Below are 14,809 nucleotides of genomic sequence, written 5' to 3'. Positions count from 1 at the left end.
AAGTTGCTACCCCAGATGGATCGCGATGGCGATCGCCACGCCCGACAGCGCCAGGGCGGCGGCGATCCAGCCCGTGCCGGTGCGGATCGCGGCCTCGATCCCACTGGTTGGCACCACGGCATTCTCGCTTTCCAGCTTGCGCGTCGTGGCGCGGATCAGGCGGGGCAGGTCGTCGCCCAGTCGATCCAACTCCAGCGCCAGCGCGGCGGCGCGCCGGGTCCATCGTTCGGGGGACAGCCGCGCCTCGACGATCTTGGCGCTCGCGCGACGCAGCGCGGCAGACAGATCGAAATCGGGTTGGATGCCGCTCAACACGCCGTCGATGGTGATCAGCGCCTTGAACAGCAGCAGCATGTCGGGTTGCAGGACGATCCGCTCTTCGCGCAGCACGGGGAAGATGTCGGCGAGGATCGCGGTCAGCCGAAGTGCGCCACCGCCATGGCGGACCACCAGCCGGTCGGCCACGGCCTGGAAGCGTTCAGGCGCGATATCATCGGTTTGCGACCATTGCTTGAGCGTCTCTGCAAGCAGCGCGGGATCGCTATTGGCGATGGATTGGGTGAAGGCGATCACTTCTTCCCGGCGTCGTGGGCTGACATGGCCGATCAGGCCCAGGTCCAGCATCGCGATGCGGTTGCCGGGCAGGCAGAGAAGATTGCCGGGATGCGGATCGCCGTGGAACCGGCCGTTGATCAACGTCATGTCGAGCACGATGTCCGCCCCGGCCGACGCGATGGCGGCCGGGTCGATACCGGCCGCCTCCAGCGCCGCAGCGTTACGAGGTGACACGCCCTCGACATAATCCATCACCAGCAGGGTTTCGGATGACATGCTCCAGTGAATGGCGGGGACGAGGACCCGGCGGTCGCCCGCGAAATCCTGTCGCAGCCGGTCGGCGTTGCGCCCTTCATTGGTAAAATCGAGTTCTTCCAGAATGTCGCGCCCCAACTCGCGAATCATCCGGGTCGCGCCATAGCGCCGGGCTTCGGCATTGGCGGCCTCCGCCATCGATGCCAATTGGGTCAGCAGGCGGAGGTCGGCTTCCATGACGGGGCGGATGCCGGGCCGCCTTATCTTCAGGACGACCTCGGTACCGTCGGGAAGCGCGGCACGATGCACCTGTGCGATCGACGCGGCGGCCAGCGGCTCTGGGTCGAAGCGAGAAAAGGCCGTCTCCGGTGCCTCACCCAATGCCGCCTCCACCTGTCCGCGAAGGGAGTCGAAGGGCAGGCGGGGCGCGGCGCTATGCAGCTTTTCGAGTTCGGCGATCCATTCTGGCGGCAGGAGCTCGGCACGCGTGGCCAGGATCTGGCCCAGCTTGACCCAGACGGGGCCCAGTGCCTCCATCGCCTGTCGCGTACGGACGGGCAGGTCGAAGGGCAGGGCGTCGGGATCGCGACGGGACGGGTCGAGACCCAACCGTGCCAATAGAACGTCCAGGCCGAAGCGCGACGCGGTCGCGATCACCTCGGCCAGCCGGGCGCGGTCGCGCGCCGCAACCCGGATCGCGCCCAGCATCACGACCTCAGATATAGGGCGGCTGGGTGTAGCCCGCCGGGCTGAGCGTGAAAATCTCGCAGCCCTCTTCGGTAATGCCGATCGAATGCTCGAACTGCGCCGACAGCGACCGGTCGCGCGTCACCGCCGTCCAGCCGTCATCCAGCAGCTTCACGTCGGGGCGGCCGATATTGATCATCGGCTCGATGGTGAAGATCATGCCGGGTTTCAGCTCCGGGCCGGTACCGGGGCGACCGACATGGACGACTTCCGGCGCGTCGTGGAACAACAGGCCCAGGCCATGGCCGCAAAAATCGCGGACGACCCCGTAACGATGCTTTTCGGCATGCTGCTGGATGGCATGGGCGACGTCGCCCATATGCTTGCCGGGCTTGGCCTGCTCGATGCCCAGCATCAGGCATTCATAGGTTACTTCGACCAGCTTGCGCGCCTTTAGCGGCACATCGCCGATCAGGTACATGCGGCTGGTGTCGCCATGCCAACCATCGACGATCGGGGTCACGTCGACATTGACGATATCGCCCGACTTCAACGTCTTTTCGGACGGGATGCCGTGGCAGACGACATGGTTGATCGAGATGCAGGTCGAATGGGCATAGCCGCGATAGCCCAGCGTGGCCGGAACCCCGCCGCGCTCGACGATGAATTCATGGACTAGGCGGTTGATCTCGGCGGTGGAGACGCCCGGCACCATATGCGGCACCAGCATATCCAGCGTCTCGGCGGCCAGACGGCCCGCCTTGTGCATGCCCTCGAACGCCTCGCGGCCCCACAGCTTGATCGCGCCGGTCCGCCCCTGGGGCGCGTCGGCGGAAACGGTCACATAATCGGTCATGCGCGCGATATAGCGTGGCGCGGGCGATTTTGCGAGGCTATGTCCTGCCCATGGAATCCCTGCCCCATCAAGAGCGTATCTGGACCGCCGCGCTGGTCGTGATCGGTGACGAAATCCTGTCGGGTCGCACCCAGGACCGGAACGTGGCGCAGCTGGCGAGCTGGTTGAACGTTCAGGGTATTCGCCTGGCCGAAGTGCGTGTCGTCGCCGACCGGACCGAAGCAATCGTCGAGGCGGTCAATATCCTGCGCGTGCGCAACGACTATCTGTTCACCACCGGGGGCATCGGCCCCACGCATGACGACATCACCGTCGATGCGATCGCCGAGGCGCTGGGCGTCCCCGTGATCGAACATGCGGAGGCCCGTGCGATCCTGGACCATTATTATCAGGACCGGGGCGGCGTGACTGCGGCCCGGGCCCGCATGGCGCGGACGCCGGAAGGGGCCTCGCTGATCCCGAACCGCGTCTCGGGCGCGCCGGGTATCCGGATCGGCAATATCTTCGTCATGGCGGGGGTTCCGCATATCACCGCCGGAATGCTCGATGCGCTGACCGGCACGCTGGAGGGTGGCCGACCGGTCATATCCCGGACGATCGGCTGCTGGGTGGGCGAAAGCGAAGTCGCCGACCTGCTGGGCGCGACTGAAAAGGCGCATGAGGGCGTCGCCATCGGGAGCTACCCCTTTTTCCGCGAAGGCCGTACCGGGGCGAACTTCGTCGTGCGGAGCGCCGACCCGGCGGTGGCGGAGGCCTGTATCCACGCGCTGACCCAGGCGCTGGAGAAGGCCGGGCATCGTGTCGTCCCGGACGGCATCTGAGCGCCGGTATCTTTTCATTAGTCTTGATACGGCAGGGTTAAGGAAGCGTCGCTTGCCCGTCCGACGGGCGGTGCGGCGGTTCCCCCAGATGATATGGAGTGGTCTTTAATGCGCGTTGTTGGCCGAATGATGAAACGGTCTTCCTGTCGTGACGGGATCGTCGGACGCTGAACGGCATGACGTCTCCCATCCTCGTTACCGGCGCCGCCGGCTTTATCGGTCATGCCACCGCCCAGCGTTTGCTGGCGCGCGGGGAGACGGTGATCGGCGTCGATATTCTCAACGATTATTATGACCCGGCCCTGAAACAGGCGCGGCTGGCCAACTTCGCGCAGACCCGCGGTTTCACCTTCCACCAATTGGACATAGCCGAGCCGGATGCTGTCGCCGCCGTGATGCGTCGGCACGGCATCACCCGCGTCGTTCATCTGGCGGCGCAAGCGGGCGTCCGCCACAGCATCGATCAGCCCTTCGCCTATGAGCGGTCGAACCTTGCCGGGCATCTGGCCATATTGGAGGCGTGCCGCCACCAGCCGGGCTTCGCGCATCTCGTCTATGCCTCGTCGAGCTCGATCTATGGCGACAAGCCGATGGGCGGGCAGGGCTTTCGGGAGGACGAACCCGCCGTCTCGCCCGTCTCGCTCTATGCCGCCACCAAGCGGGCAGGCGAGTTGATGAGCCAGTCCTATGCTACGCTCTACGGCTTTGCGCAGACGGGGCTTCGCTTCTTTACGGCGTATGGCCCATGGGGGCGGCCCGACATGGCCTATTTCTCCTTCACCCGGCGCATCCTGGCGGGCGAGCCGATCGAGATTTTCGGCGAGGGGCGAATGGCGCGCGATTTCACCTATATCGACGATATCGTCGACGGCATCCTGGGCGTGCTGGACCGCCCTCATGCGAATGGCGAACACCGCATCCTCAATATCGGCGGCAGCCATCCGGTCGGCCTGATGAGCATGATCGCTACGCTTGAGACCGCCATCGGACGCGAGGCGATCAAGATCATGAAGCCGATGCAGCCTGGCGACGTCACCTCGACCTATGCCGACACGTCTCGGCTCCACGCGATCACCGGCTATCGGCCCCAGGTTGCCCTGGAAGAGGGACTGGGGCGGTTCGTTGCGTGGTTCCGGGACTATCACCGGCTTTGAGGCAAGCGAGATGGCAAGGATGGGCCCTTGCCTTCCCGCAAAACGGGAACCAGCTCTCCGGGCTCGGGCCGGATGCGGAAAATAGCTTGTCCGACTGCTTCGGCCTCGTTCCGGCCAGCTTCCACCCGGCCTGCACTACATAGCGATACTGGCATTCGCGCTACCCAATCACGGGCTACAGGAACTCGCTCTGACCATCAGCTCATAGGGGAGTTCGATCGAGGATCTTGCGCCATCGGGACCATCGCTTCGTTCTGCCAGCAGGCTGACGGCGGCAGCCGCCATCTCGCTATTGGGTTGCCGGATCGTCGTCAGCTGTGGCCAGGCCATGCGTGCCAGCTGGGCATCATCGAACCCCACAATGGCCAATTTCTGGGGTACCGCGATCTGTGCCCGCATCGCAGCCACCAGCACGCCCAGGGCCATTTCATCGTTGCTCGCGAAAATGGCGCTCGGTGGGCGTGCACCATGTAACAGTGCCTCGGCGGCGACGATGCCGGATCGGAAGGTGAAATCCCCCTGCAACACCGCCTGGTCATCGAGCGTCATACCGGCAGCATCCAAGGCATCCTGAAACCCGAGCCAACGGCGATGGGCGGAATGATGGGTCGGGTTGCCCTTGATGAAAGCGATGTCGCGGTGGCCGAGATGGATCAGATGCTCCGCCATGGTGCGCGCCGCCGCGCGGTCGTCAATTCTGACATGGGGCGTGCGATCAACGTCGGTACCCGGAGCAATCCGTACCAACGGCACACCGTGCCGCTCGAAAATGGCGATGAGGTCCTCGCAGTCGCAGATCGGCGGCGTCAAGATCGCCCCACCCAGTTTCAACCCGACCAGGCTTTCCTCCAGCCGAGCCTGCCAATCCGGACGGTCGAGCGCCACGGTCTCGATGACGACGTGGCGGCCCAGCGACCGCGCGCGGTCGATCGCGCCGAGCAGCACGTCATTGGCATAGCTGCATGCCGGATCGTCGAAGAACAGGCCGATCAGGAATGAGCGCGCGCTTGACAGGCTACGGGCAAAGGCGTTCGGCTGGTAATTCATCTCCGCCACCACGCGCGAGACAGCCTCTCGTACCGCCGGTCGGACATGCGCTTCGCCGTTGATGACGCGGGAAACGGTCTTGGGGGAAACGCCGGCCTGTCGGGCCACGTCCTTGATGGTAAGCGCCTTCATGGAAACATCCGGTCGAAAGACAAAAAAGCGGCATGCTGGATCGGCCTAGCCGATGAGAGGTGCGGAACGACGGCAAAGCGTCCCACATGCCGCGATCTTATGCAATCGGGTGCAGGGTGCCATTACGGGTCGCTACGGGCGGTCGAAGGCGACGGCGGAGGATTGACCGTTGACATCGTTGTCAGTCTTGCGGACAACAGGCGCTGAAAACGGGAAGACCGGGAGAGGATCGTCACGCCGACGATGCGCGCCGCGCATCGGGCCGTGCTCCATATGCCTCGGCCGGGTTTCCCGAACCCCTGTTCGGAGCGCCACCATGTCCTATCGTCACGCCCTTGTCGTCGCGCTCCTTGCGGGGGCCGCGCCGGTTGTCGCGTCGGCGCAGCAAAGCTCGTCGCAGCCTCAGGCAACTGAGGGCGTATGGCGTGACAAGGCGGCTCCGGCGGTCGAACGCGCCCGCGCGCTGGTCAAGGCGATGACCCGCGCCGAAAAGCTGGCCTATGTCCATGGCCTGTTCCCGCCCATGACCAAGGAACGTCATGCCGACATGATACCCTCGGCTGGCTACGTGCCCGGCGTGCCGCGCCTGGGCATCCCGACGTTGCGGGAAAGCGATGCAAGCCTGGGCGTCGCCAATCAGGTCGAACAGCGAAAGGGCGACACCGCCACCGCCTTGCCCTCCAGCCTGGCGACGGCGGCCAGTTTCGATCCCGCCATCGCCTATGCCGGGGGAGCGACGATCGGAGCGGAAGCACGCGCCAAGACCTTCAACGTGCTGCTGGCAGGCGGCGTCAACCTGACGCGTGATGCATGGAACGGGCGGAACTTCGAATATCTGGGCGAGGATCCGCTGCTGGCCGGAATCATGGCGGGCGCGTCGATCCGCGGCGTCGAGTCCCAGCACATCGTGTCCACGGTCAAGCATTATGCGCTGAACGCGCAGGAAACCGGGCGCAACATCTTGGACGCGCGGATCGACGAGAAGGCGCTGCGCGAAAGCGATCTGCTCGCGTTCAAGATCGCCATTGACGGGGGGCGGCCCGGATCGGTCATGTGCGCCTATAACAAGGTCAATGGCGACTATTCCTGCGAGAACCGTTTCCTGCTGACTCAGGTCCTTCGCGACGAATGGCGCTATCCCGGCTTCGTCATGAGCGACTGGGGCGGCGTCCATTCGACCGAGAAGGCGGCGCTGGCCGGACTGGACCAGGAATCGGGACAGGAACTCGACAAGCAGATCTATTTCGGCAAGCCGCTGGCGGATGCGATTGCCAGCGGTCGCGTGCCCGAGGCGCGGCTGGATGAGATGGTCACGCGGATCCTGACCGGCGTCATCGCCAGCGGGCTGTACGATGATCCGACGCCCACGACCGCACAGGCGATCGACTATGCCGCCCATGCCGATGTCGCACAGCGCACGGCGGAGGCGGGAATCGTGCTGCTAAAGAACGACCGCGAGGTCCTGCCGCTGGCGGCGACGGCGCGGCGGATCGTGCTGATCGGCGGTCATGCCGATGTCGGCGTATTGTCGGGCGGCGGGTCGAGCCAGGTTCGCTCGGTCGGCGGCGCGCCGATCGAGATTCCGCTGACCAAGGGCGCGGCGGCGTCGTTCGCGCGGATCACCTATCACGCCTCCTCACCGCTGCGTGCGATGCGGGCGCTGGTCCCCGGTGCGCAGGTCACCTTCGTCGATGGACGCGATCCCGCTGCTGCTGCTGCGGCGGCCAAGTCGGCCGACATCGCGATCGTGTTCGCGACCCAGTGGCAGACCGAAGCGCAGGACGCGACTTCGCTGTCGCTGCCGGATAATCAGGACGCGCTGATCGCGGCGGTCGCAAAGGCCAACCCGCGCAGCGTCGTCGTGCTGGAGACAGGCGGGCCGGTCCTGATGCCCTGGGCCGATCAGGTCGCGGGGATTGTCCAGGCCTGGTATCCCGGCCAGCGCGGGGGAGAAGCGATCGCGCGTGTTCTATTGGGTCAGGTCGACGCTTCGGGCCGTCTGCCGATCAGCTTTCCGGTCCGTGCCGCCCAACTGCCCCGACCGAACCCGGTGCTGCCCGCTGGCGTGACCGCCTTGACAGACGCGTCGAGCAACGCGGGCGTCGTCGACACCGGCGATCTCGCCCCGTTCCCGGTCGATTATTCGGAAGGCAGCAACGTCGGGTATCGCTGGTACGCCGCACGCGGTGACCGGCCGCTTTATCATTTCGGCTATGGCCTCAGCTATACGCGCTTTCGCTTCGGCGATGCCCGGTTCACGGGCGGCGCGGCCCCGGCCGTCGAGGTCGCCGTGACCAATATCGGCAAGCGGCAGGGCGTGATCGTCCCGCAACTCTATCTGACGGGCACGGGGCAGGGGCCCATGCGTCTGGCGGGATTCCAGCGGGTTTCGCTGGCACCGGGCGAAACGAGGAAATTGGCGATCCCCGTCGATCCCCGGATCCTGTCGCGCTGGACGGCAGGCCGTGGTTGGGCAATCGCGCCCGGCCGCTACCGCCTGACGCTCGCCACCGATGCCCAGAGCCCGGTCGCGAATGGAGAGGTGAGTGTTGCGGCAGAAGCACAGTCGCCCGGTTGATTGATCGGGCGCCACGCCGTCACGGCATTTTGATTGACACCGATGTCGGTCGGTATAGCAATGAACTATAAAGAAAATAATTAGCCGAAATAGTCGGCGAACAGGCGGCGTGACATTGCCGTAAATGGGAGAGGTGGGATGAAGGGGAAGACGCTTGCGCGCGTGCTCGTGCGCTCGACATCAGTTTTGAGCCTGACGGCGGGGTTGCTGCTGGCCTCGCAGGGCCAGGCGCAGACCGCGCCGATCGACCCGCAACAGGGCACTCCCCAGGCGGATACGGGCAGTCAGACGCTCCCGCCGGGTGAGGCCAGCCCGACCAATCCCCAGCCCGAAACCAGTTCCGAGGACATCGTCGTCACCGGCGTTCGTGCGTCACTGGAACGCTCGATCGCGATCAAGCGCGATTCGAACGGCGTGGTCGACGCGATCAGCGCCGAGGATATCGGCAAGTTCGCCAATACCAATCTCGCCGAGTCGCTGCAGCGCATCACCGGCGTTTCGATCGACCGACGCAACGGCGAGGGCTCGACCGTCACGGTCCGAGGTTTCGGCGCGCAGTACAACCTCGTCACGCTCAACGGCCGCCAGCTCGCGACATCCAACATCGTCGCGGTCGGCGGCGACCAAGGCGGTGACGGTGCGGGCGGCTTCGGGCGCTCGTTCGACTTCTCCAACCTCGCCTCGGAAGGGGTGAAGACGCTGGAGGTCTACAAGACCGGGCGCGCGGCGATCCCCTCGGGCGGCATCGGCGCGACGGTCAACGTGGTCAGCCGCCGCCCGCTCGACAATGCCGATACCGGGCTGGTTGGGTCGATGGGCGTCAAGGGCAGCTATGACAACAGCTCCGCTGATTGCATAGACTGCGGCGCGCGCGTCACGCCCGAAGCCTCGGGCACGGTCAGTTGGTCCGACAGCGAAAAGCGCGTGGGCGTGTCGCTGTTCGGCAGCTACCAGAAGCGCAATTTCAGCTTTGCGAGCGTGGCGCCGGACAATTGGAATATCCGCTCGCTCAACGATTTCCTGAACCCGGCCAACGGCTTCGTGAACGGCGCGACCAAGATCAACAACCGTCCGACGGGCAACCCGCTGGTTTCGGTGCCCAACGACTTCCGCTATCACTTCTCCGAGGCCAGCCGCGAGCGGATCAACGGCCAGGCGATCCTGCAATTCCGCCCGACTGACACGCTGACCTTCACCGCCGACGGTCTCTATGCCCAGTTGCGCCAGTCCGAGCGACGCTCGAGCCAGTCCAACTGGTTCAACCGGCCGTTCAGCGAGGTGACGTTCGACGATGCCAGCAACGGCATCGCCACCACCCAATTCCTGGCCGAGACGATCAACGGCGTGAAGGATGCGGCCTTCGAACAGGCCTATCGCGCGCAGAAGAACAGGCTGTACGATGTCGGCGGCAATATCGAATGGAAGCCGAGCGACCGCTTCACCCTGTCGATCGACGGTCATATCGGCGAGGCGCAGAGCCTGCCCGACAATCCCAATGGCCAGACCTCGACCACCGTCGCGATCAACGCGCCGGTCGTCACCGGGCATACGCTGCGCTGGACCGATAAGGGCTTTCCGCAGCAGACGCTGACGATCAACGATGGTACGCAAAGCACGACCCCGACCGGCCAGTCCTTCATCAAGGGCAACAACAACGGTATACTGGACGTCGGCGACCTGGCGAGCGCGGTGCAGCGCCAATTCGCTTCGAACCAGACGCAGCGGATCCGCGAGCTGCGCGCCGATGCCGCCTGGGAATTCACCGACCAGATCCGCTTTGACGCAGGCGCCGATTACCGCACCACCACCACTCGCCAGACCCAGTTCAACACGCGTCAGGTGCTGGGCGACTGGGGCAACTCGCTGCCGCCCGACATCGCGCGGCTGGCACCGGGGCAGGTCTTCCAGTTCTGCAACACCTGCAAGTTCGAGCATAACAATCCGAACGCCGATCCAAACACGCAAATCGCCTTCCGCACGGAGGATGCGACCAAGCTCTACAACACGCTGTTCGACTATTATTCCGGCGTGACGAACGACGGCGTCGATCACCGCAACAATATCGATGCGAACAGCGACAATTCGGTGCGCGAGAATATCTGGTCCGGATACCTCCAGGGCAGCTGGAACGGGCAAGTTTTCGGCCGCAACGTGCAGATCGTCGCCGGCCTGCGCTACGAGAATACCAAGGTGCGAGCGGTGTCGCTGCAACCCGTGCCGCTGGCGATCGTGTGGACGGCGGACAACGACTTCGTCGTCCAGAACAGCACCGATCAGCAGGCGATCTCCGCGCGCGGATCCTATAGCAACTGGTTGCCCGCGGTGGACGCCAAGATCGAGGTGCTGGACAATCTGTTCGCCCGCGCCTCGTACAGCAAGACGATCTCGCGTGCCCCTTACGGCAACCTGTTCGCCTCGACCGGCGTCGGTGCGCCCGGACGCCCGACCGCGATCGGTGGCATCGCGACGGGCTCGTCCAACAATACCGGCCTCTTGCCGCTGTCGTCGGACAATATCGACCTGTCGGTCGAATGGTATCCGCGCAAGGACGTCTTCCTGTCGGCGGGCTTCTTCGACAAGCGGGTGCACAACTTCATCGGCAACACCGTTGTGAACCGCAACCTGTTCGGCCTGCGCGACGCCACATCGGGTCAGGCCGGCACGCGGTCGGGCACAGCGCGCGAGCAACTGACCAACACGTTCGGCGCCGACATCACCGACGTCAATCTGTTCACCTATACCGCGCTGCTTCAGCAGAATAACGGCAATGTTGCGGCGGCGAACGCGCAGTTCGCGGCCAATTACAACACGCAGAGCCGTGCCCTGAACCAGGGCTTCGTCGACTCGATCCTCAGCCAGGTCGACATCAGTCCGAATGCCAGCGACCCGCTGTTCAACTTTGCGGTGAACACGCCGATCAATAACCGCGACGCGCATATCTATGGCGTCGAGCTGGCAGGGCAGTATTTCCTGGGCGAGACGGGCTTCGGCGTCGCGGCCAGCTATACGCTGGTTCGCGGCAATATCGGCATCGACATCGCGGCCGATCCCAGCGTGAACACCTTTGCGCTGGTCGGCCTGTCGGACACCGCCAATGCCACGCTGATCTATGACAAGAGCGGCATTTCGGTCCGCTTGTCATACAATTGGCGCGACAAGTTCCTGAGCGATATCAACCGCGGCGGCGATCGCAATCCGGTCTTCACCGCGCCCTATGGCCAGTTCGACCTGTCGATGAGTTTCGACCTGACGCCACGCTTCGCGCTCGGCTTCGAGGCGATCAACCTGACCGAGGAGGGTGTCCAGACCTATGGCCGCGATCGCATGAACACCTGGTATCTGGCCGAAGGTTCCGCCCGCTATCTGGTCGGCGCACGCTATCGCTTCTGATTTCTGAAACTCGGAAGGCCGCTGTCCCCCCTGCGGTCTTCCGGGTACATGGGGCGATCATGGCCGCACCTGTACTGCTCAACAATGTCGACCATCGCGACCTTCGTGTTGCGATCGGTCATCACGCCCGCTTCGGCGATGCCATCAACCAGACGCGGGTGTTTCCAACCGAGTTCGAGGAGCTTCAGCGCGAATACGCCATCGTGCTGCGGCGCGACGAGGGTGGAGCGCTTTACGCTACCGTTCTGCTCGGCCTCGACCCGGACGAAAACCTGTTCCTGAAGGGCGATCGCTGGGAGGCCCGCTACGTTCCGGCGACCCGTTCGCGCGGGCCGTTTTCGATCGGCCACGACCCGACCGGGGAGCCCATGGTCTTCATCGATCCCGAGCATCCGCGACTGTCCCCCGAGGGCATTCCCGTGTTTCGCGAGCATGGCGGCAACGCGCCGCTGCTCGATCATGTCTCGGTCATGCTGCAACGTATTTATGCAGGCGTGCAGACCGAGCAGGCCATGTACGAGAGCTGGGCCGCGCTCGACCTGCTGACGCCCGCCGTCCTGCAACTCGATCTGGACGAGGGGCGGCGGTACAATGTGCCGGATTGCCTGACGATCGACACCGCTCGGCTGGCGGCAATGGAGGCCGGGGCCCTGGGCGATCTCCATGCGCAGGAATATTTGCGACCGGCATTCTGGATCGCGTCTTCGCTGGGCAATCTTCGCCATCTGATCGACCGCAAGCTGAGCCTGGATCCCCATGGCTGACCATCTGCCCACCGGGCGTCATGCCCGCGAACTGGCGGAAACGGGGGCGCCCGACCTGGCTTCGCTCGTCGAAGGCAACGAACCGGTCATCCTGCGAGGCTATGCGGCGCATTGGCCGCTGGTCCAGGCAGGGCAAGTTTCCTACCGTGCGGCAGCCGACTATCTCCTGCGCTTCGACCGTGGGCGACCGGTGACCGGCTATGTGGGTGACGCGGCGATACGCGGACGTTTTCACTATGACGAAAGCGTCACCGGACTGAATTTCCAGACACAGACCCTGTCCCTGCGCGACTTCATGGCGCGCCTGCTGGATGGAGGCGACGGGTCGGAGGATATGCCCGCGCTCTACATGGGGTCGACCGATCTCGACGCCTATCTGCCGGGCTTTCGCGTCGAGAATGATCTGGTCCCGTCCGACGGGCTATTCGACCGACACCCGCCACTGGCCAGTATCTGGATCGGCAACCGGACCATCGCCTCGGCGCATTATGACATGGCGAACAATGCGGCGATCTGCGCCGTTGGCCGGCGTCGTTTCACGCTGTTTCCGCCCGACCAGATCGGCAATCTCTATCCCGGTCCGCTTGCCCCGACGCCGGGCGGGCAGGTGGTCAGCATGGTCGATTTCGCCCGGCCCGATCTCGACCGCTATCCCCGTTTTGCCGATGCCATGGGCCAGGCCGTGGTGGCCGACCTTGAGCCCGGTGATCTGCTGATCTACCCGGCGCTGTGGTGGCACCATGTCGAGGCGCTGGAGGCGTTCAACATCCTCGTCAATTATTGGTGGAACGCCGCACCGGACTATCTCGACACGCCGATGGATAGTGTGATGCATGCCATGCTGTCGCTGCGCGACCGCCCGGCGGCGGAGAAACAGGCCTGGCGGGCGATCTTCGACCATTATATCTTCGGCGAGAGTGACGCGGTCACCGACCATTTGCCGCCGGCGGCGCACGGCCCGCTAGCGCCGCTCGACGAGGCCATGGCGCGGCGGCTTCGCGCCTATCTTCTGCAAAGGTTGAACCGATGAGCGAGCCCTATCCGGCGACCCGTGTCGTCATTGCCGGGGGTGGGACGGCCGGGTGGCTCGCGGCGACGGCGCTGGTTCGGCAGTTGGGACCGCTGGTCGACGTCACGCTCGTCGAATCGGACGAGATCGGCACGGTCGGCGTCGGCGAGTCCACCATCCCGACGGCGCGCAGCTTCCATGCCTTTCTTGGGCTCGACGAAGCCGAATTCATGAAAGCGACCCAGGCGACCTTCAAGCTCGGTATCGCGTTCGAGAATTGGGGACCGGACGGCGCGCGCTATTTCCATCCGTTCGGAACGGTCGGTCGGTCAGTGGCGATCGCCGATTTCCAGCATTTCTGGTTGGAGGCCAAGCGTCACGGGTTCGGCGGCGCGTATACCGACTATTCGCTCGAGGCGCGGGCAGCGGAGGCGAGCCGGTTCGGACGGGACGAGGCAGGGACCCTGGCCTATGCCTATCATCTCGACGCGACGGCCTATGCCCGCTTCCTGCGCGGTGTCGCCGAACCGGCGGGGGTGCGCCGGGTCGAGGGCCGCATCGCCCGCATCGAGCGTCATGGCGAGGGCGGCGATATCGCCGCGCTGCATCTGGTATCGGGCGACCGGGTGGAGGGGGACCTGTTCCTGGACTGTACCGGCTTTCGTGCGCTGCTGATCGAGGGTGCGCTGGAGACGGGCTTCGAGGACTGGAGCGAATGGCTGGCCTGCGACCGCGCGTTGGCGGTTCAGACCGAAGCCGTCTCTGCGCCGGTTCCCTATACCCGCGCCATCGCGCATCGGGCGGGCTGGCGCTGGCGCATCCCGCTTCAGACGCGGGTGGGTAACGGGCTGGTCTATTCCTCGGCCGACATGAGCGAGGATGAGGCGGCCGCCACGCTACTCGCCGGGATCGAGGGCACGCCGCTATTCGAGCCGCGTGCTCTGCAATTCCGCGCCGGAATGCGTCGGCAGGCCTGGAACAGCAATTGCGTGGCACTTGGACTTGCCGCCGGGTTTATCGAGCCGCTGGAGTCGACCAGCATCCATCTGGTCATGATCGCGGTGATGCGCCTGATCCAAGGCTTTCCGTTTCAGGGGCAAGACAGCGCGGCGCTGCGGACACGGTTCAACGCCCAGTCGCGTCACGAATGGGAGCATATCCGCGACTTCATAATCCTGCACTATGCGCAGACCGGGCGGACGGACTCGGTATTCTGGCAACGCCGTTCAACGATGGACGTGCCCGAGGCGCTCGCGCAACGCATTGCACTATTCGTCGAAAGCGCGGGGGCCTGGCAGGGGCAGGATGATCTGTTCAAGATCGATTCGTGGGTTTCGGTCATGCTGGGGCAGGGACTTGTTCCCACGGCCCATCACCGCATTCCGGGAATGATCGGTCCGCCCGCCCTGCGCGACTCCTTCTACGGCCTCGATCAACAGCTTTCGCGGCAATTGCAGCAGATCCCGGACCACCTGGCGTTCATCAAGGGCTATTGTGCCGCGCCGGTCCGGGCGGACGTCAGGACGGAGCCGGCGAACACGGCCCTCTGACCTGACGTCGC

At 64.8% G+C, this 14,809-nt stretch carries 10 protein-coding genes; 7 read left to right on the top strand and 3 right to left on the bottom strand.

The window, feature by feature from the left end; translation table 11 throughout:
• Positions 1-6: 6 nt before the first annotated feature.
• Together ACWPWT_RS18335 and map are read right to left on the bottom strand one after the other, a co-directional pair.
• Positions 7-1,518 (bottom strand): ABC1 kinase family protein, encoded by a 1,512-nt coding sequence (locus ACWPWT_RS18335; protein WP_454280872.1) that lies wholly within the window; start codon positions 1,516-1,518, stop codon positions 7-9.
• A 7-nt stretch (positions 1,519-1,525) separates the two neighbouring features.
• On the bottom strand, positions 1,526-2,353 hold the full coding sequence (map, locus tag ACWPWT_RS18330; RefSeq protein ID WP_261267790.1) for a type I methionyl aminopeptidase: 828 nt from the start codon (positions 2,351-2,353) through the stop codon (positions 1,526-1,528).
• A gap of 50 nt (positions 2,354-2,403) precedes the next feature.
• Between map and ACWPWT_RS18325 the strand changes: the two genes are divergently transcribed.
• Both ACWPWT_RS18325 and ACWPWT_RS18320 read left to right on the top strand, forming a co-directional pair.
• Positions 2,404-3,174, top strand: a complete 771-nt coding sequence (locus tag ACWPWT_RS18325; RefSeq protein WP_454280871.1) for a competence/damage-inducible protein A — start codon at positions 2,404-2,406, stop codon at positions 3,172-3,174.
• Between the two features lie 176 nt (positions 3,175-3,350).
• On the top strand, positions 3,351-4,328 hold the full coding sequence (locus ACWPWT_RS18320) for an SDR family NAD(P)-dependent oxidoreductase (protein WP_454280870.1): 978 nt from the start codon (positions 3,351-3,353) through the stop codon (positions 4,326-4,328).
• Positions 4,329-4,496: 168 nt separating this feature from the next.
• On the opposite strand, the gene ACWPWT_RS18315 is transcribed toward ACWPWT_RS18320, so the two are convergent.
• Positions 4,497-5,507 carry a LacI family DNA-binding transcriptional regulator gene (locus ACWPWT_RS18315; protein ID WP_454280869.1) on the bottom strand — a complete coding sequence of 337 codons (1,011 nt, stop codon included), beginning with the start codon at positions 5,505-5,507 and terminating at the stop codon, positions 4,497-4,499.
• Positions 5,508-5,823: 316 nt separating this feature from the next.
• Between ACWPWT_RS18315 and ACWPWT_RS18310 the strand changes: the two genes are divergently transcribed.
• The 5 genes from ACWPWT_RS18310 to ACWPWT_RS18290 all read left to right on the top strand — a co-directional run bounded on the left by ACWPWT_RS18310 (position 5,824) and on the right by ACWPWT_RS18290 (position 14,798).
• The gene (locus ACWPWT_RS18310; protein WP_454280868.1) at positions 5,824-8,085 is read left to right on the top strand and encodes a beta-glucosidase; all 2,262 of its coding nucleotides are present in this window, start codon (positions 5,824-5,826) and stop codon (positions 8,083-8,085) included.
• Positions 8,086-8,223: 138 nt separating this feature from the next.
• A complete protein-coding gene (locus ACWPWT_RS18305; RefSeq protein ID WP_454280867.1) occupies positions 8,224-11,475 on the top strand; it encodes a TonB-dependent receptor in 3,252 nt (1,083 codons plus the stop codon).
• Between the two features lie 59 nt (positions 11,476-11,534).
• On the top strand, positions 11,535-12,239 hold the full coding sequence (locus ACWPWT_RS18300; RefSeq protein WP_454280866.1) for a SapC family protein: 705 nt from the start codon (positions 11,535-11,537) through the stop codon (positions 12,237-12,239).
• Positions 12,232-13,269: a cupin-like domain-containing protein gene (locus tag ACWPWT_RS18295; RefSeq protein ID WP_454280865.1), complete on the top strand. Its 1,038-nt coding sequence runs from the start codon at positions 12,232-12,234 to the stop codon at positions 13,267-13,269. The genes ACWPWT_RS18300 and ACWPWT_RS18295 overlap by 8 nt, the downstream gene beginning before the upstream one ends.
• Entirely contained in the window at positions 13,266-14,798 is a 1,533-nt protein-coding gene (locus ACWPWT_RS18290) for a tryptophan halogenase family protein (protein WP_454280864.1), read from the top strand. Before ACWPWT_RS18295 ends, ACWPWT_RS18290 begins: the two co-directional genes overlap by 4 nt.
• Positions 14,799-14,809: the final 11 nt, after the last annotated feature.

Source organism: Sphingomonas sp. Marseille-Q8236, from assembly GCF_965112005.1.
The sequence above is the reverse complement of the archived record's forward strand: the minus strand, read 5'-3'. Positions and strand labels throughout refer to the sequence as shown.